This window comes from Marinilabilia salmonicolor (genome assembly GCF_003003035.1).
Taxonomy (GTDB): Bacteria; Bacteroidota; Bacteroidia; order Bacteroidales; family Marinilabiliaceae; genus Marinilabilia; species Marinilabilia salmonicolor_A.
Window position 1 is genome coordinate 167,911 of record NZ_PVTS01000008.1, and the last position, 18,457, is coordinate 186,367.

The 18,457-nt window shown below is 41.6% G+C and carries 9 protein-coding genes; all 9 read left to right on the forward strand.

The window, feature by feature from the left end; genetic code table 11:
* The first annotated feature begins 91 nt into the window (after positions 1–91).
* The gene (locus BY457_RS10160) at positions 92–3,328 is read left to right on the forward strand and encodes a SusC/RagA family TonB-linked outer membrane protein (protein WP_106153220.1); all 3,237 of its coding nucleotides are present in this window, start codon (positions 92–94) and stop codon (positions 3,326–3,328) included.
* Positions 3,329–3,341: 13 nt separating this feature from the next.
* Positions 3,342–5,120, forward strand: a complete 1,779-nt coding sequence (locus BY457_RS10165) for a RagB/SusD family nutrient uptake outer membrane protein (RefSeq protein ID WP_106153221.1) — start codon at positions 3,342–3,344, stop codon at positions 5,118–5,120.
* 94 nt (positions 5,121–5,214) lie between these two features.
* Positions 5,215–6,384, forward strand: a complete 1,170-nt coding sequence (locus BY457_RS10170; RefSeq protein ID WP_106153222.1) for an exo-beta-N-acetylmuramidase NamZ family protein — start codon at positions 5,215–5,217, stop codon at positions 6,382–6,384.
* A 36-nt stretch (positions 6,385–6,420) separates the two neighbouring features.
* Entirely contained in the window at positions 6,421–8,283 is a 1,863-nt protein-coding gene (locus BY457_RS10175; protein WP_106153223.1) for a serine hydrolase, read from the forward strand.
* Between the two features lie 273 nt (positions 8,284–8,556).
* Positions 8,557–11,661 (forward strand): SusC/RagA family TonB-linked outer membrane protein, encoded by a 3,105-nt coding sequence (locus BY457_RS10180; protein ID WP_106153224.1) that lies wholly within the window; start codon positions 8,557–8,559, stop codon positions 11,659–11,661.
* 21 nt (positions 11,662–11,682) lie between these two features.
* Positions 11,683–13,368 (forward strand): SusD/RagB family nutrient-binding outer membrane lipoprotein, encoded by a 1,686-nt coding sequence (locus BY457_RS10185; RefSeq protein ID WP_106153225.1) that lies wholly within the window; start codon positions 11,683–11,685, stop codon positions 13,366–13,368.
* Between the two features lie 270 nt (positions 13,369–13,638).
* A complete protein-coding gene (locus BY457_RS10190) occupies positions 13,639–16,491 on the forward strand; it encodes an FAD-binding and (Fe-S)-binding domain-containing protein (RefSeq protein WP_106153260.1) in 2,853 nt (950 codons plus the stop codon).
* A 203-nt stretch (positions 16,492–16,694) separates the two neighbouring features.
* Entirely contained in the window at positions 16,695–17,828 is a 1,134-nt protein-coding gene (locus BY457_RS10195) for a glycoside hydrolase family 18 protein (RefSeq protein ID WP_106153226.1), read from the forward strand.
* Positions 17,829–17,942: 114 nt separating this feature from the next.
* Positions 17,943–18,233 carry a hypothetical protein gene (locus tag BY457_RS10200; RefSeq protein ID WP_258176688.1) on the forward strand — a complete coding sequence of 97 codons (291 nt, stop codon included), beginning with the start codon at positions 17,943–17,945 and terminating at the stop codon, positions 18,231–18,233.
* Positions 18,234–18,457 lie beyond the last annotated feature (224 nt).

The following is an 18,457-nucleotide window of genomic DNA, read 5'->3' on the forward strand; positions in this document are numbered from 1 at the left end:
CTAAGTAAGGCAGAATATTAAAGATTAAACATCCCATGAGTAAACAAATAGAAACAGTTCATTAATTTTTAAATCAGTTAATTCAACGATTATGATGACAAAAAAAATCTCGTTACTCTTAGCTCTGTTCTGTGTGTTGACAGGCCATGCAATAGGGCAAAGCATTACGGGGACAGTTCTGGATTCTGAAAACAGTGATCCAATTCCCGGTGTAAACATAGTGGTTGTGAGCTCCGGTAGCGGTACTATTACCAATATGGATGGAGAATTTGAGCTTGACCTTGGTCAGGAATCGGCTAATGTTCGGTTTTCCTTCATTGGCTATGATAATTTTATTCTTGAAGCACAGGCAGGAGAGAATTACACCATTAATCTTGTTCCCAGCGATATGATGTTGGATGATGTGGTGGTGGTTGGTTATGGTTCACAACGGAAGGAGAACCTGACCGGTGCTGTTTCAAGTATTGATGTGGAAAAGGCCATTAGCAGTCGTCCCGTTACTGATGTTGGTAAAGCATTGCAGGGAATTTCTCCGGGTCTGACAATTACCAATCAACAAGGAGGTGTTGGTACTGAGTCCACAATTCGCTTACGTGGTTCAACCGGTTCGCTTAATGCGTCTGGAGGTACGTCACCGCTTATTCTTGTCGATAACGTTGAAATCCCGAGTTTGAATCTTGTTAATCCTGATGATATTGCAGAAATATCAGTTCTTAAAGACGCTGCATCAGCAGCCATATATGGTACCAGAGCAACATGGGGTGTTATTCTGATTACCACTAAAAAAGGAAGTAAGGATGACAAAGTTAGGGTTACTTATAGAAATAATATTGCGTGGAATACGCCCACTATGATGCCTGAACAAACTTCTGCATACGAGAATGCTAAGGTTTTACTGGACATCGCTGAACGAACAAGTGGTGCAAATAGTATCTCCAGTATAGGTTATAATGTGGATCAGGAGGCATTAGGCAAAATAAAGGACTGGGAAGAACAGTATGGCCATATGTCTCAGAATGAATTAGGAGAAATGCAGATGGGACGTGATTTTGAGATCAGAGGAGGAAAAACTTATTTTTATCGTTCTTTTGATCCCTTTAAAGAGTTTACCAGAAAATGGACGCCTCAGCAATCTCATAACTTCTCTGTAAACGGGGGCTCTGACAAATCTACTTTTAATGTGAGTTTTGGTTATCTGGAGCAATCTGGAGTGATGAAAGAAAATACCGATACTTATGAGCGTTATAATTTTAGTACCAATGTCACCACTCAGGTCAGGGATTGGTGGGAGGTAAAAACAGGAGTTTTGCTTACACGATCTACGGAAACTCAACCGTATCGTTTTACGTCTGGTTTGTACGATGCCTGGTATTATCTTTTGCGCTGGCCCAGATGGTATCCCTATGCCGACTATGAAGACAAACCTTTCAGGTCTGCTGTTACAGATATGAAATATGCCAACGATGAATCAGATACCCAAAATTATGGAAGGTTAAATCTTGGAAGTATTTTTACTCCTATTGATGGAATGTCAATCAATGTGGACTATACTTTCTCTTTGTTGAATAAAAATCTGAGACGAAATGGTGGTACGATTATGGCCTATAATATGTTTACAGCCAATCCTACCGAGAATTATGGTGACATTTACGGACAAACACATGACAGGGTAATTGAATCCAGCCGTTATACTGTTAGCAATGTTTTTAAAGCTTATGGAACCTATGAATTTGACCTGAATGATCAGCACAATTTTAAGGTAATGGCCGGTATGGATGCTGAAGATCGCAGAAATTTTAGTCATTATTCTGAAGCTCGCGGATTGATTGATCCAACAACTCCTGCCATAAAACTTACAACCGGAGATGAGTATGCAAGAAACTCCACTTATGCTTATGACTATGAGTTTGCATCTGCAGGAGCATTTGCAAGGTTTAACTATGATTTCCAGCAAAAATACCTTGTTGAAGTAAACGGTCGTTATGATGGTTCTTCCAGATTTCCTGAGGGAGATAAGTGGGCGTTCTTTCCATCGGCTTCTGTGGGATGGAGGGTTACAGAAGAACCTTTTATGGATTTTACTGATCCGGTCTTGTCTGATCTCAAAATACGAGGTTCATGGGGAACTATTGGTAACCAGGATGTAGCCGCGAATTCTTTCCTTTCCACAATGTCAAATAGTCCATCTTCCGGGTGGGTTATGGATGGAGGACAGATTCCATATATTACAAGTCCTACAATTATTTCCCCCAGTCTTACCTGGGAACGTGTTTCAACATTAGATATTGGACTTGATGCTCGATTCTTTAGAAATAAAATGGGTGTTGTCTTTGATTGGTATAAACGTACCACAACCGATATGCATTCACCCGGGGAAACTCTTCCTGCTTCATTTGGCGCAAGCTCGCCATTGAGAAATTATGGAGAACTTGAAGGAAAAGGCTATGAAATCATGCTTGATTTCAATCACCAATTTTCTAACGGTTTACAGATGAGTTTGAGAGCCGGATTCTCAGATGTTAAGGAAGAGATTGTTAAGTATAGTAACAGTATCGAGAATATTTATTCAAATTATGAAGGCAAAGAACTTGGAGAGATTTGGGGATATGAGACCGATCGTTTGTTCCAGGAATCCGATTTTGTTAATGGCGAAATGAGAGAGGGGATTGCTTCACAAAGTTTATTTGAATCAGGAGCTTTTCAGTATGGACCTGGGGATGTCAAATACCAGGATCTTAATGGTGATGGAGAAATAAATTATGGAAGTAATACATTGGACGACCATGGTGATTTGAGAGTGATCGGTAATACCCGACCACGGTATGAATATAGTTTTGGTCTCGACCTGGCATGGAAAGGCTTTGACTTTAGCACTTTTTTCCAGGGAGTGGGACAAAGAGATATTTGGGCCATTGGGAGTATTGCTATTCCGTCGTTTATCGACAATGAAGCATATTATGACCACTTCATGGATTACTGGACACCTGAAAATACTGATGCCTTTTATCCCAGACCGGCGAGTCATTCATGGGTGAGCAACGGCAGGAACTTTTTACGTCAAAGCAGATATCTTTTGGATTTGTCATATCTTCGATGTAAAAATATGACTCTTGGATATACTTTGCCACGTCAGCTGGTATCCAGAGCTTCCTTTGAACAGGTAAGAGTGTATGTGAGTGGTGAAAACTTATTCGAATTTACTGATGCACATCTTCCTGTAGATCCGGAATCAACTGAAAACAAAAACGGAAATACAAGTGGATTTTCATTTGGTCGCAGCTATCCTTATTCAAGAACTATTTCATGTGGTGTACAAATTAGCTTCTAAAACGATATTGATTATGAAGACAAGAATATTAATATTTGGAATTATTCTTTCATTGTTTGCCGCCTGTTCCGATGATTATCTGGAACGACTGCCAAACGACACTCTGGTGGATAATCCGGAGTTCTGGAACGATGAAGGTAATGTAGGTAATCGGATGTTTGCTTTTTATACCCATTTCTTCCCGGGTTATGAAAGTGGTTGGACCCGCTCTGATTTCTGGACCCTGGCAGATGCCCCTGAAACGTCATGGACAGATGATGCGGCTCAAAAAGCTGCAACTTATTTTATTAATAATGCTCCTTCTACTGCATCATCGGCAGGATGGTCATTTAGCTATGTCAGACAGATCAATTTAATCATTGAACGATTAGAGAATGCTGATATGCTTGAGGAATCAAAGAATCACTGGCTGGGAGTTGCACGTTTCTTCCGGGCGATGGAATATCATCGTTTGGTTAAGCGTTTCGGCGATGTACCTTGGTTTGAACAGGTGGTTGATGATACTGAGAAAGATTTACTTTATCGTCAAAGAGATGCTCGTACCACGGTAATGGATAATGTTCTGGCAGACCTGGAGTTTGCCATGGAGCATGTTCGTGTATCTGATGGAATGCCCGGCTTGAAAGTAAACCAGGATGTGGTAAAGGCCTTTACCTCCAGAATTATGTTGTTTGAAGGAACCTGGCAGAAATATCATGGTCAGAACAATGCTGCAGCTACAAAGTACCTTTCTGCAGCCCGTAGTACCGCCCTGGAATTAATTGAAAGTGGCAGATATTCCATTGCCCCTGATTACTTATCCCTCACAACATCTGAGACCCTTGATGGAAATCCGGAAATTATTCTTTATCGTGCATATGAGCCCGGTGAGGTAACTCATTCTGTGATGGGGTTTCAGCTTCAGGATGGGCAACGCAATGCTCCTTCCAAGGATTTGATTGATAGTTATCTTTCCTCTAATGGTTTGCCCATTGAACAGGCTGAGAATGATTTATTCGAATCAGATAAGACCTTCTCATTGGAAATGGCCAATCGTGATCCAAGACTTTATGCAAATATTGATTCATCACGTAAATACCTGGATGGAGTAGATGTTCTATTTGCGTCCTCAGGTTATTATTCTCATAGATTTGTAAATTATAATTTAACAGAGTATTCCGGACAGCTTTCAATAACTGATGCTCCGGTGATGAGGTATGGTGAAGTATTACTAAATTATATCGAAGCTTCTGCCGAATTGCATGATTTGGGTGAATACTCACTTAATCAAAATGACTTTGACATCTCATTTAATGAGCTGAGAAAGAGAGAAAGTGTGGATATGCCTTTGGTTACTTTTGATGGAAATAATTTGTCTGTGAATGGTATGGTAATCAACGATCCTAACAGGGATGCTGATGTTTCTTCTTTGCTTTGGGAAATCAGACGCGAACGGAGAGTTGAAATGGTATGGGAAGGAAGACGTTACGATGATTTGAGACGATGGAAAAAGCTGGAATATGCAGATATGACACTGAATCCAAAATTAAATATGGGTGCATGGCTTGATAAGGAAGCTTTTGTTCTTTGGTTCAATGAGAATGTTGCCGAAGCAGATACCCAGATTGAATTGAGTGATTTGAGCGGAATCAATTTGGATCGCGAAGGAACTGCAGGATATATCATACCTACGGATGACCCTTCAGCGCTAAGAGAATATGATGAAAGGGATTATTTATATCCTCTTCCAACTGATGAAATCGCTTTGTATAAAGAGAACGGGGTGACATTGAATCAAAATCCTGGTTGGTAGAGGGTTTACTATTGATATCTTTAAGGCAGAATCCTCGGTTGGAGGATTCTGCCTTAATTGATTTTTAGTGGGGAAAAGTGTTAATTGATATATTATGAGACGAATAGGTGTTTGTTTGTTGCTCTTCCTGTTTTTTATAGCAGGGACAAAATCTCATGCAGGAAAAGTTATTGTTGGTTCAGAGCGCACTTCAGAATATTTTCCGCTCCTGCAAGATCAACGAATTGCAGTATTTTCCAATCACACCGGATTGGTCGGAGATGAGCATCTGGTTGATTTTTTATTGAAGAATAAATTTGATGTAATGGGGATTTTTGCTCCCGAGCACGGTTTCAGAGGAACAGCTGATGCAGGAGAGCATGTGGCCAATTCTGTGGATAAAAAAACCGGTCTTCCCATTTTTTCTTTGTATGGGGGAAATAAGGGAGATGTCAATCAGGAGATTTTGGATGGATTCGATGTCTTGCTGGTTGATATTCAGGATGTAGGACTTCGATTTTATACCTACTATGTTACCATGGTGAAATTGATGGATGTATGCGCCAGAAATGAAAAAAAGATGATTGTTCTTGACCGGCCAAATCCGAACGGTCATTATGTGGATGGACCAATCCTGGATATGAAACATAAGTCAGGTGTCGGCTGGTTGCCTATACCTGTTGTGCATGGTATGACTTTAGGGGAAATTGCGCGTATGGTAAATGGTGAGAAATGGTTGCCTGAAAATCGGGAATGCGAACTGGAAGTCATTGCCTGCGATAACTATACCCACCAAACGCTCTATGAGTTGCCAGTTGCGCCATCACCCAATCTTCCCAATATGAAATCTATTTATCTTTATCCTTCGACCTGTTATTTTGAAGCTACCCCTGTCAGCTTAGGACGCGGGACTCCCAAGCCTTTCCAGGTTTACGGACATCCCAATATGAAGGGGTATGATTTTAGCTTCACACCCAGAAGTGTGCCGGGGGCTAAAAATCCGCCGCAGCTGGATAAAAAATGTTTTGGGGTGGATCTTTCGGATTTATCCGATGAGGAAATTTTTAAGAAGGGAATAGATTTGTCGTATGTTATTGATGCATACAACAATTTGAATATGGGCAGCCATTTCTTTCGTTCCTTTTTCGAAAAACTTATCGGTGTCGATTATGTTCGACAAATGATTATAAAGGGGAATTCGGCCGAAGAAATTAAGGCCATGTGGAAAGACGATGTTGAACAATTTAAAAAGCAGCGAAGGCCATATCTGCTTTATGCGGAATAGCCACCTGTATTGGTTTATTTTTTTAATACTTCTGCGATGAAACGGCTTCTTCTTCTGATTTTTGTTTTTTTATATTTTTCCGGGAATTTGCTCTCATTGAATGACACCATCGTTATTGAAGAGAAGAATGACTCCATACCTGAATCTGTTTATCAACTAGTTTTACTTAAAAACAAGGATGAAATTATTCCATTTACAGGGTTGGAAGAAAGTTGGTTTTCCTGTTTTATTGCAGGGGAACTGAGTTATTTCGGTGATCGGATGCGAGATTATCAGGAAATGGACGTGGACTCTTTTCCGTTGGACAGTATCCTGGAGAAGAGATTACTTCGTGAATCCGAAAATAAAAAGAAACGGTTGGTTCTGGGAATTAATTCTGATTGTGATGATGCATCCCTGAGGAGTTCGGTTACAGATTTCGTTAAAGAGCATCCGACAGTGGTCGTCTTTTTTGGCAGTCCGGAAGATCTTGGAGAATGGGACGGCTTGTCTTCCGCAGAGGTTTTGTTGCTGAGTGAAAAGAACGATTCCATATGCCAGGATCATGCCGCTCAGGCACTTTTTGGAGGTATTGGCATTCAGGGTAAATTGCAAAAGGAGATTCCCGGGATGTATGCTAAAGGACATGGAATAGAGACTCAGGGAGGACTTCGCTTTGAATATACGCAACCCGATTCGTTGGGACTGAACGGAGATCGTTTGAATGAACGAATTGATAGTGTGGTGAACCAGGCCATTGGGCAGAAGGCGTTCCCCGGCTGTCAGATTCTGATGGCTGTGAATGGAAAAGTCATTCTCCGGAAATCTTATGGGTACCATACCTATGATAAAAAACAGAAGGTTCAAAATGCCGATTTGTATGATTTAGCCTCTGTTACAAAGATAAGCGGTCCTTTACCTCTTTTGATGCAGCTGAATGGTGCCGGAGTTCTTGATCTTGACCGGCCGTTCTCTGATTATTGGTCAGATTGGAAGAACAGGCTTTTTCATTGCTCCAATAAAGATACACTGACATTGCGACAAATTCTCGCGCACCAGGCAAGGTTAGTGCCTTATTTGGGGTTTTGGCGCGAAACAAAACAGGATGGCAGTTTTAAACGACGCTTTTATCGCCTGGAAGCCTCTCCTAAGTTTCCATATGAAGTTGGTGAGCATCTTTATTTAAAAGAAAGGTTTAAAAACAAGATTTATCGGTTGATCCGGCGTTCAGATCTGCTTCCTGAAGCCGAATATCGTTACTCGGGACTCTCTTTTTTGGTTTATCCTGAAATGATTTCTCAAATGACCGGGATTTCTTACGAAGAACTTCTCTATTCAGAGGTTTACAGACCTTTGGGGGCTACAAGGCTTGTATATAATCCATTAAATAAGGGTTTTTCTCAACGGAATATCCCACCCACCGAGGTAGATCTTTTTTATCGCGAGAGTCAGGTTCACGGGCGGGTGCATGATGAGGCTGCCGCTGTTTTGGGAGGTGTGAGTGGTAATGCCGGGTTGTTTGGCAATGCCAATGATTTGGGCAAGTTGATGCAAATGTATCTCAATATGGGCCAATATGGCGGCCAACAGATTATTCCGCATTCTGTTGTTGAGGAGTTTATAGCTGTCCAGTATCCTGAAAATGAAAACCGAAGAGGACTGGGGTTTGATAAACCTTTATTAGATAACAAGGAAACAGATTCTGATGCGGCATACCCGGCTCGCGGGGCGTCTCAATCGAGTTTCGGGCACAGTGGTTTTACAGGTACTTTTGTATGGATGGATCCTGCGTCCCGGGTGTTGTATATATTTCTTTCAAACAGAGTTTTTCCAACCAGAGAGAATGTTGCGCTTTACGATCTCAATGTTCGCACCTCAGTTCAGCAAATCTTATATGATGCCCTGGAGGAGGCATATTAGCATGCTGTGCCATTTGCAGACGTGTTGCATTTTAAATTTTTATGGATTTTAATATTCCCTTTTTTCTCCTGTTGTCAAATTTTCTTTCCTGCTTCTTCCTATTTTAATGAAGGTTGTGGCGTTTTGTAAGTGTAAGACCTTGAGTAAGGCCAAACCAATTCAGTTTGTTAAAAAAGTAGTTGTAAGACAAATAAAAGTTAAATAAAAAAGGCATATATCTGATAAAAGGCTTAAATTGACTATTGCATTTTTTTAACTTAAATAATCAGGTTTATGAAAAAGAAGCTTTTTTTGAAAAAATGGCTCATCACAACGCTTTTATTGTTGTATGCCGGATTTATTGCTGCCCAGCAAATTGAAATTTCAGGTGTAGTAACCGAGAGTGCCAATGGAGAAGCTATTCCCGGGGTTTCGGTTGTTGAAAAAGGTACCACCAATGGAACCATTACCGATTTGGATGGTCGGTTTTCATTAAGTGCTTCCGAAGAAGCAACCATTGTTTTTTCGTTTATAGGATTTGCGACGCAGGAAATTGTTCCCGGCACATCAGGCACTTACAATGTTCAGTTGGAACCTGCTGTATTTGACGTAGACGAGGTGGTTGTAACTGCATTGGGGCTTTCGCGTGAAAAGAAATCTCTGGGTTATACTGTTACAGAGGTTCAAAGCGATGAAGTGTCCACCGTAAAAGAAACAAACGTTATGAATTCTCTGGCCGGTAAGGTTGCGGGTGTTACTATTACGCAGGGTGCGTTTGGTCCGGGAGGAGGGTCCCGTGTTGTTATCCGTGGCAATAATTCACTTTCGCAAAACAACCAGCCTCTTTACGTAGTAGATGGGGTTCCCATTGACAACTCAGGTTATGGAACCGCAAATTCCAATGATGTGGGATCCTATTCAAAAACAGATTATGGTACTGGAATTTCTGATATTAACCCGGACGATGTGGCATCCATTTCAGTATTGAAGGGACCAAATGCAGCGGCTCTTTATGGTAGCAGGGCTGCCAACGGTGTAATTTTAATTACGACCAAAAGGGGTTCTGCTCAAAAAGGGCTTGGTGTTACCGTTTCATCAAGTTTGACTTTCGAAAGACCAATGGTTTTGCCCGAATATCAAAATAAATATGGACAGGGAACACAGGGTTATGTGCCTGAAACCCTTGCTGATTTAAAAGAAGCTGGTGGTAGTTGGGGACCTTTGTTTGATGGTTCACAAAAGCTGTACTGGACCGGGGATACTAAACCTTATACTGCCCAGCCTTCTAATGTTGAAGATTTCTTTGAAACCGGACAGACACTTATTACCAGCCTCGCCCTCGAAGGAGGGGAAGAAAATGCTAATGTCAGGTTTTCCTATACGAACACACATTCCAGTTCTATATTGCCCAATTCCGGCATCGATCGTCATAATTTCAATCTTAGAGGTTTTGCCAAAATGGGGAATAAATTGACCATTGATGCCAAAGCTACTTATTTCCATCAGCATGGGGAAAACCGACCCAAACTGGGTACTGAAGGGGTTATGGCTTATGTGTATTCCATCCCGAGGAATGCTGCAATAGACGATTATCGTGACTATCAGAATCCGGAAACATTGGGTGCGATTTCTCATTCTTCTCTGGGGGCCAATCCATACTGGATGATGTACAACGATCGCCGGGAAGACTGGAGGAATCGTTTTACAGGATTTGTTAAAGTTCAATATGAGTTTACTGATTGGCTATCAGCTTTCGTCAGAGTTGGATCCGATTTCGTAAAACAAAATATTGAAAACCTTGAGGCATACGGACACTGGTATTATGATCGGGGACGCTTTAGCTATAATCAATACCAAACCAGTGAAACCAATGCCGACTTTTTATTTATGTTCGACCATGATGTTTCAGATTATATTAACCTGAGTGCTACTTTTGGTGGAAATCATATGTACACAGATAACAGGAGTATGCGGATCAACGGGGAAGATTTCCGGATTCCTGAGGGTCCCCCTGTTTCCATTTCTGAGCAGGTCTTTTATGGATATTCTCCATTAAGTAAGAAGAAGATTAATTCGCTTTATGGTACTGCCAGTTTTGGTTTTGATAACTGGTTTTATCTCGAGGGATCACTTCGAAATGACTGGTCTTCCAGCTTACCTGAGGACAGTCGTTCTTATTCTTATCCATCACTTGGTGCCTCTGTATTATTAAATGAACTCCTGGATATAGGAACACCTGCACTTACCTATTCGAAGCTTCGTTTAAGCTGGGCGCAGGTAGGTAACGACACCGATCCGTATATGCTGAATGATATATACTATATTGATGATGCTTCTGGTTCTTATCTTGGGCTCACAACCATGAGCCGAAGCAGTCAGAAAAATAATGCTGACCTTCGGCCGGAAGAAGTTACCTCTCTTGAATTTGGAGGCGAATTCAGGTTTTTTAATAATAGACTATATACCGATTTTAGTTTTTATGATATCAAATCCCGGGATTTGATTTTCGCTGTTCCTATTTCAGCATCAACAGGATACTCTTCCCGTGTTAGCAATGTGGGTGAAATTGAAAACAGAGGTTTTGAGATTTTGTTGGGAGGTACACCGTTGGATCTTCCTGATTTCTCGTGGGACTTATCGGTTAATTTTTCCACAAATAAAAATGAACTCAATGAGTTGATTCCAGGGACAGAAACTTATCCTTTCGGTGAAACCAACAGTGGAAATATTATCGTTCAGGGAACGGTTGGTGGTGGATTTGGTGATATTTACGGAACTGATTGGCTGAGAAATGATGATGGTGAACTTGTTGTTGACGAGATCGGTCGTCCAAGAGCCACTACCGAAAAAGTGAAACTTGGAAATTATCAGCCTGATTGGGTTGGTGGATTGACAAATACTTTGAAATACAGAGATATTACGCTCAGGTTTTTAATTGATGCCCGCATAGGAGGAGAGGTTTATTCAGGAACAGATGCTTCGCTTGATGCAAGTGGTGTTAGCGAGCGCACCCTGAAGTATCGTGAAGATGGGGTGGTTTTAGATGCTGTTGTTGAACAGGAAGGTGGTAGTTATGTAGCTAATGATTCCAGAATTACTGCACAGCAGTACTGGGGCAGTGTTTCTGGCATTGGCTCGGAGTATGTCTATGATCAGACAAATATAAGACTGAGAGAAGCCTCTCTGGTTTGGAATGTGCCAAACACTCTGTTGGGAAATGGCTTTGTTAAGTCAGCTTCCGTTGGGGTGGTAGCCCGGAATCTTTTCTTCCTTTTCAAAGAGGTTGACAACTTTGATCCCGAATTGAGTTACAGTACCAGTAGTTTCTCTCAAGGTATCCTCTATAATCCGCTGCCATCAAGCAGAAGTTTTGGATTCAATGTTAATCTTAAGTTTTAATCGTGCTTAAAATAATTAATTATGAAAATATATAAATTCATATTAATCGGGATTTTGGCCTTTGTTACACTTCCTCGTTGTACAGATGATTTTACTGAAATTAACCAAAATCCATCTGCCATTAGTGGAGATGATATTTCAGCGCGGTATTTTATTACCAAGAGTCAGGTTAAGCTGATGGCTCCCGATCGGTACCCCTATTGGAGAGCGCACTTGATTCATGCCGACAGATATGCAGGTCATTTTTGCTTAGGTCACTCATCTTCCTGGTGGTCTGATGAATTGGGCTATAGCTATAATGGTGGTTATACCGATGCAGCATGGGATTATTTCGAAGGTTATACCGGAACGATTGTTACTTATCTACAGGTAACAGGTGAGGGAGGCGATCGTGAAAACCCATTGGCGCATGCCACAGCTTTGGTTTTAAAAAGTCTTTTCTATGAGTATTTCTCCGATACCTTTGGAGAAATTCCCTATTCCGAAACGGGCCAATTGGATATTTTATTGCCAAAGTTTGACACACATCAGTCCATCTATCAGGGAATAATCAATGATCTGGATGCTGCGATGGATGCTATTGGTGACGCTACAAGTACAGGAGAAGCTGATGAAGATCTGGGCGAGAATGATTTGTTTTATGGTGGTGATCTTCAAAAATGGAAAAATCTGGCCAATACCATTAAATTACGCATCGCGCTCAAGGCGCTTGGCGCTCCCGGCGCTGACTTTGCTCAAACTGCAATTGATGAAGCATTGTCTGCCCCTTTGCTTGCAGATGAAGGGGATAATGCGCTTGTGTTAAAGGATATTGAAATAAGTCAATGGAACAGTGCTGCTTATGGAGATGTTTGGTATAATTTCGGAGCAGGATCGGATTGGACCGTTAGTCAGGAAGTGATTAGTTATCTTCAGGATTATGGTGATCCGAGGCTTTCGAAGTATGCCCAGCCAGCCGTAGGTGGTGAAGTTACTATTCCATGGCCCGATAGTGATGACGAGGCTTTGTATTTGAAGCGGAAAAACTTTATTTTATCAGCTCTTGATGCTGCCGGTGCTGTTTATACTGAAGCCACAAATGAAAATGGAGAATCTGTTATTGCCATGGATTCCCTTACTTATTATGTGGGGCAACCCGTGCGATTAAGAGGAGAGATGTCCAACTATGCCAGGTATGACTTGTTCAGTAAACCAGCCGAGTATATTATTCAGAATAAAGGTGAAGATGAGCCTATTGCGCCGGAAATAGTGATGACCGCTGCTGAGTCTCATTTTCTTCAGGCTGAGGCGATTGCTCGTGGAGTTGGCTCGGGTGATGCCAATGCACATTACCAAATGGGATTGCGTCAGGCCATGCTGTTGTGGAATGTTGATCCTGCTGAGATCGATGATTTTATCGCTAATTCATCAATGGCTACTTTGGATGGCACCAATGATTTGGAGAAAATCGCCGTTCAGCGTTGGCTCGCATACTACACCGAAGGCTTCCATGCCTGGGCAGTAGTCAGAGATTTGGGCTATCCGGCAAGTTTGGCTGACGGAGTCTCAGATCCCGATATATTTGGCTTTGGTGATATCTCGGGACATTATCCGCAGCGCATGCGTTATGGAACCAACGCTTATTCAAGAAACTTAGACAATTTGCAGGTTGCTATTGGTCGTCAGGGACCTGATGTCCAGGACACAAAAATTTGGTGGGCTAAGTGACGTTGAAACATTTTTTTTGAGGAGCTGTCTTTAGGGGCAGCTCTTTTTGTTTTCTGGATACTTAAGATTAAAAAAGTGAAGTTATTTAGATGTAATATGTAATAAGTATTATAACTTTAGGGATGATTTTTTATTAACCACATCAAAGAGGGTTTAATAAAAGAACGTGTATTAACCTTGTAATTTTTGTATTGATTGTTTATTGAAGTTTGTAGTTAAATGTTGTTCCGGGTTTTATCTCTTGCCCGGTATTTATTTTTTGAAGAATCTATGGGACGCAGAAATATTAATTCTAAAAAGTTCTGGCAACAGTTAAAGTTAATATTGCCGGATTCCAGAATTTTTACTGACACACTTTATACTCTTGCCAAAGGCACTGATGCTGGTTTTTATAGGCTTATACCTGAAATGGTTTTACGGGTCGAATCGGAAAAAGAAATGGTGCGTGTGCTTGAGCTTTGTTCATTTTTTGAAATTCCTGTCACCTTTAAATCAGGAGGTACCAGTTTAAGCGGACAAACCATAACCAACTCAGTACTCATAGATACCGGTGACGGTTTTTCGGATTTTACAATTTCGCAGGACGGGCAATATGCAAGGTTTCAAAGCGGAATTTCCGGAGGACTTGCAAATGCTCGTTTAACATCCTATGGCCGTAAGCTGGGGCCAAGTCCGGCTTCAATCAATTCGGCCCGTATCGGGGGCATTGTTTCCAATAACGCCAGTGGGGCAAGTTATGGTATTCGTTATAATAGTTACAATACGGTGGAGAGCATGCGCATCGTTTTGGCTGATGGCACAGTGCTTGACACCGGCGATTCCGAATCGCGGAGAAGCTTTGAGAAAACTCACTCCGGCATGTTGAGTCAGTTAAAGGATCTTAGTAAATCTGCTAGATCAAATGAAGGAGTCAGGAAGAAAATCCAGCATAAATTTGAGTTAAAAAATACGTGTGGATATGGTGTGAATTCTCTCATTGACTTTGAAGATCCCATTGATGTTCTTCAGCATCTGATGATTGGGTCGGAGGGAACTTTGGGCTTTATTTCTGAAGTAAGCTTTAAAACAGTCAGAGAATATGGCTTAAAAGCTACTTCCATGGTATTTTTTAAAAATATCAAATCGGCTTGTGAGGCTATTTTACCATTGCGGGGCTGCAGTGTAAGTGCTGCCGAACTGATGGATCGGAATGCTTTGCGCTCAGTTGAAAATAAGTCAGGGATGCCTCCGGTGCTTAAAACTCTGGATGAAGAAGTTGTTGCTTTGTTGATTGAAACATCTGCGGAAGAGGAAGATTTGCTCTACACCCGGATGAAAGAAATTGAGGAGGCGCTGAACTTTTTTGATACGGTTTATCCGGTGGAATTTACAACTGATAAAGATGAGTATAACAAGCTGTGGAAAGTTCGCAAGGGGCTTTTTACTTCTGCTGCGGCATCGCGCCCCAAAGGTACGGCTTGTATTATCGAAGATTTGGCTTTCAGGGCAGAGGTTTTGGGTGATGCTTTGGTAGATCTTAAAAAACTCATAGAGGAGTTCGGGTATGTGGGGTATGTGATTTGGGGGCATTTGTTGGATGGCAATATCCATTTTGTTATGATGCCTGATTTCAACAAGCGATCTGGTGTTGAGACGTACCGCAAATTTATGGAGGCTTTGGTGAAGTTGGTGGTTCACAAATATGACGGAAGTTTGAAAGCCGAGCACGGTACCGGACGTAATATGGCTCCTTTTGTGAGAGAGGAATGGGGTGAGGAGATTTATGATCTGATGAAAAAGATTAAGGATGTGATTGATCCTCGTGGAATACTTAATCCCGGAGTCATAATAAATGACGATCCGGAGATTCATCTAAAAAATCTGAAACCTCTTCCTGTTGCTCATGATTTAATAGACAACTGTATAGAGTGTGGATTTTGTGAAATCAATTGTCCCTCCCGTGGGATTACACTTACGCCCAGACAACGCATTGTGGCCTATCGCGAAATGCATCGATTGTCCTTGGAGGGCAACGACAAAGACAGACTTTCGGAGCTTAAAAAGAGATATAACTATGATGGCGATGCCACGTGTGCTACCGATGGCCTTTGTGAGTTGGCATGTCCTGTGGATATAAACACCGGGAAATTAATCAAAGATCTCCGGTTTGATGGCAATTCTTCTACGGGCAACAAGGTTGCCTCCTGGATTGCAAATCATATGAGTTCGGTTACTTTGTCAGGAAGATTTGTTCTGGGAGTTGTTGGAGGTGCTCATAGGGTTTTGGGGACTAAGGTTATGTCTGGTGTCTCTAGTTTTTTGTTTAAAGTGTCGGGGCATCGCATTCCTTTGTGGAATCCGAATATGCCGCATGGAGGGCCATCTTATTCAGTGTATGAGTCAAATGGGCAGGGCTCCGGGAAGGATACAGTGGTTTATTTCCCCACTTGTATCAATCGTACCATGGGTAAGTCTGCCGATTATGGCAAAGAGATGGCAGTGGTGGAAAAGACCCGGCAATTGCTCGAGAAAGCCGGGTTTAACGTGGTTTTCCCTGAGGGCTTGAAGAATCTTTGCTGCGGAATGGCTTTCGATAGTAAAGGTTTTAAAGAGCAGGGACTGCGAAAGGCCAAAGAACTTGATCAGGCATTGCTAAAAGCTTCCCAAAGCGGGAAATATCCGGTTTATTGCGATATGAGTCCCTGTTTATTGAGGATGAAGGAGACGCTTTCTTCCGAGTTGGATCTTTATGAACCGGTGGAGTTTATCTTAAAATACTTTCCGGACAGGCTTCATTTTAAAAAACTAAATAAAAAAATTGCCATACACACTACCTGCAGTAGTACGAAAATGGGGCTGGAAAACAAATTACTTCAGCTTGCGCAGATGTGTGCAGAAGGAGTGATTGTCCCGGATGAAGTGGGCTGCTGTGGTTGGGCCGGCGATCGTGGTTTTACACATCCCGAACTGAATGCTTCCGCGCTTAAACCTTTAAAGCGTCAATTGCCCGATGATGTGGAAAGTGGTTACAGTACCAGTCGTACTTGCGAAATAGGTTTGTCGCTCCATAGTGGGATTTCCTATAAATCGATTGTTTATTTGGTGGATGAGGCGACAGAAAAATACAATACAGGGAGTTTTTGATCGGTACGCTGCTGGGAGGGCGCTGTTGGCATTGAATTTACGCTTTTTATTATTCAACTTGCAGATATTATTGCCCGAGTTGGTCTTCAATTAAAATTGAGAAATGAGGTGCCATTGATGCGGGTAAATAATTAAGGATTTTGGAAACTCCTATATGTCTGCCTGGCGGCAGGCATTATAGTTAATCGTCAAATCTTATGCAGATGGAAAAAATTTTTTCTATTTTAATGATTGGAATAGCCATAAGCGCTTGTTCCTCCACAGAAAAAACGATTGATTCTTCTTTGAAGCCAGTAACAAGAGCCGTTATTGCTTATGTATTTCCCGGAAACCTGGTGCTTGAAAGTGATGAGATAGCCGCCGGCAAACTCACACATGTCAATTATGCTTTTGCAAATATTCAGGATGGGGAGATGGTTGAAGGATACGAGGCTGATTCTGCAAATTTTGTGGTTTTAAATCGACTCAAAAAGGACAATCCATCATTGAAAATACTGGTTTCGGTAGGTGGTTGGGGGTGGTCCGGCGGATTTTCTGACATGGCATTGACAAAAGAAAGCAGGACCCGTTTTATCCAAAGTGCTTTGGCGTTTATTGAAAGGCATCGTTTGGATGGACTGGATATCGATTGGGAATATCCGGGACTTCCGGGGGCAGGAAATACTCACCGTCCTGAAGACAAAGAGAACTTTACATTGTTGTTGAAAGAATGTCGCAGCGCTCTTGATGCAGCAGATGAATCAAAGCACTATTTGTTGACCATTGCAGCTGCTGCTTCTTCAGATTTTCTGGAAAAAACAAATATGCAGGAGGCTTCTCAATATCTGGACATGGTTAATCTTATGACTTATGACTTTGCCGGAGAGTGGGATGACGCTGTCCGTCATCATGCCAATTTATATCCGTCTGAATATTATGAGTTGGGAAATTCTGTGTCGGAAACCGTATCAAGGTTTATTAAAGTGGGCGTGCCAGCAGAGAAAATGGTTGTTGGAGTTCCATTTTACGGCAGAGGATGGAGAAATTGCACAAAAGTTAATGATGGCATCGGGCAATCAGGGGACGGTCTGTCTAATGTTAACCTTTCTTATCGCAATTTGAAGACAAATTATTTAAGTGATTCTAAATACAAGCAGGGATGGGACGATTCAGCGAAAGCGCCCTATTTGTTTAATGAAGAAGAACGGATTTTTATAACCTATGAAAATCCGCGGTCATTGCATTTGAAATGTGGTTTTGTTAAAGACAATAATCTAAAAGGTGTGATGTTTTGGGAATATTTTGGGGATTATGACGAAGAGTTGTTGTCTGTCATTAGTGGTGAGATGATTCGGTGAAGAAAAAATCCCCTTAATCAAAGAATTGAGCGTTGTTTTAGGCAATCCTGGCAAAATTAGTTTTTAGTAAGTGAACAATATGGCATATAAGCTGCTTGTTTTGGTTTCAGGTTGGTGCCGAAATATGAATTACTTCTGGTAGCTCCTATGTGTGCCGAAGAGGTGGTTGTCCCTGATGAAGTGGGGTGTTGTGGCTGGGCCGGTGACCGTGGATTTACTCATCCCGAGCTGAATGCCTCGGCGCTTAAACCGCTGAAGCGTCAATTGCCCGATGGTGTTGAGAGTGGTTATTCCACCAGTCGTACCTGCGAAATAGGTTTATCATTGCACAGCGGTGTTTCCTATAAGTCGATTGTCTATTTGGTTGATGAGGCTACTCATGAAAAAGTAAATAAAAAAAATTAAAAACCAATCTGGCTTTTAGTGATTATTTCTTAATAAGTCCGTTGCTTCTCAATAAGTGCGGACTTTTCTTTTGCTTTCTGCTTCTTAAATATTTTCTGATTGCTGTTTCCTGTTCTTTATTTACCGTATGAAAAAGTAGAGGCTGCCTGACGCTTAAGCTGCGGCCTGGAGGTAGGTGATTAATCTTTTCATGTAAAAAAGTATTAAAAAAACTTGTTAATAAA

Excerpts from the sequence above, each read along its gene's own strand:
- BY457_RS10195 (WP_106153226.1), top strand. The coding sequence starts at position 16,695 with ATGGAAAAAATTTTTTCTATTTTAATGATTGGAATAGCCATAAGCGCT.
- BY457_RS10180 (WP_106153224.1), top strand. The coding sequence starts at position 8,557 with ATGAAAAAGAAGCTTTTTTTGAAAAAATGGCTCATCACAACGCTTTTA.
- BY457_RS10185 (WP_106153225.1), top strand. The coding sequence starts at position 11,683 with ATGAAAATATATAAATTCATATTAATCGGGATTTTGGCCTTTGTTACA.
- BY457_RS10190 (WP_106153260.1), top strand. The coding sequence starts at position 13,639 with ATGGGACGCAGAAATATTAATTCTAAAAAGTTCTGGCAACAGTTAAAG.
- BY457_RS10170 (WP_106153222.1), top strand. The coding sequence starts at position 5,215 with ATGAGACGAATAGGTGTTTGTTTGTTGCTCTTCCTGTTTTTTATAGCA.
- BY457_RS10165 (WP_106153221.1), top strand. The coding sequence starts at position 3,342 with ATGAAGACAAGAATATTAATATTTGGAATTATTCTTTCATTGTTTGCC.
- BY457_RS10175 (WP_106153223.1), top strand. The coding sequence starts at position 6,421 with ATGAAACGGCTTCTTCTTCTGATTTTTGTTTTTTTATATTTTTCCGGG.
- BY457_RS10160 (WP_106153220.1), top strand. The coding sequence starts at position 92 with ATGATGACAAAAAAAATCTCGTTACTCTTAGCTCTGTTCTGTGTGTTG.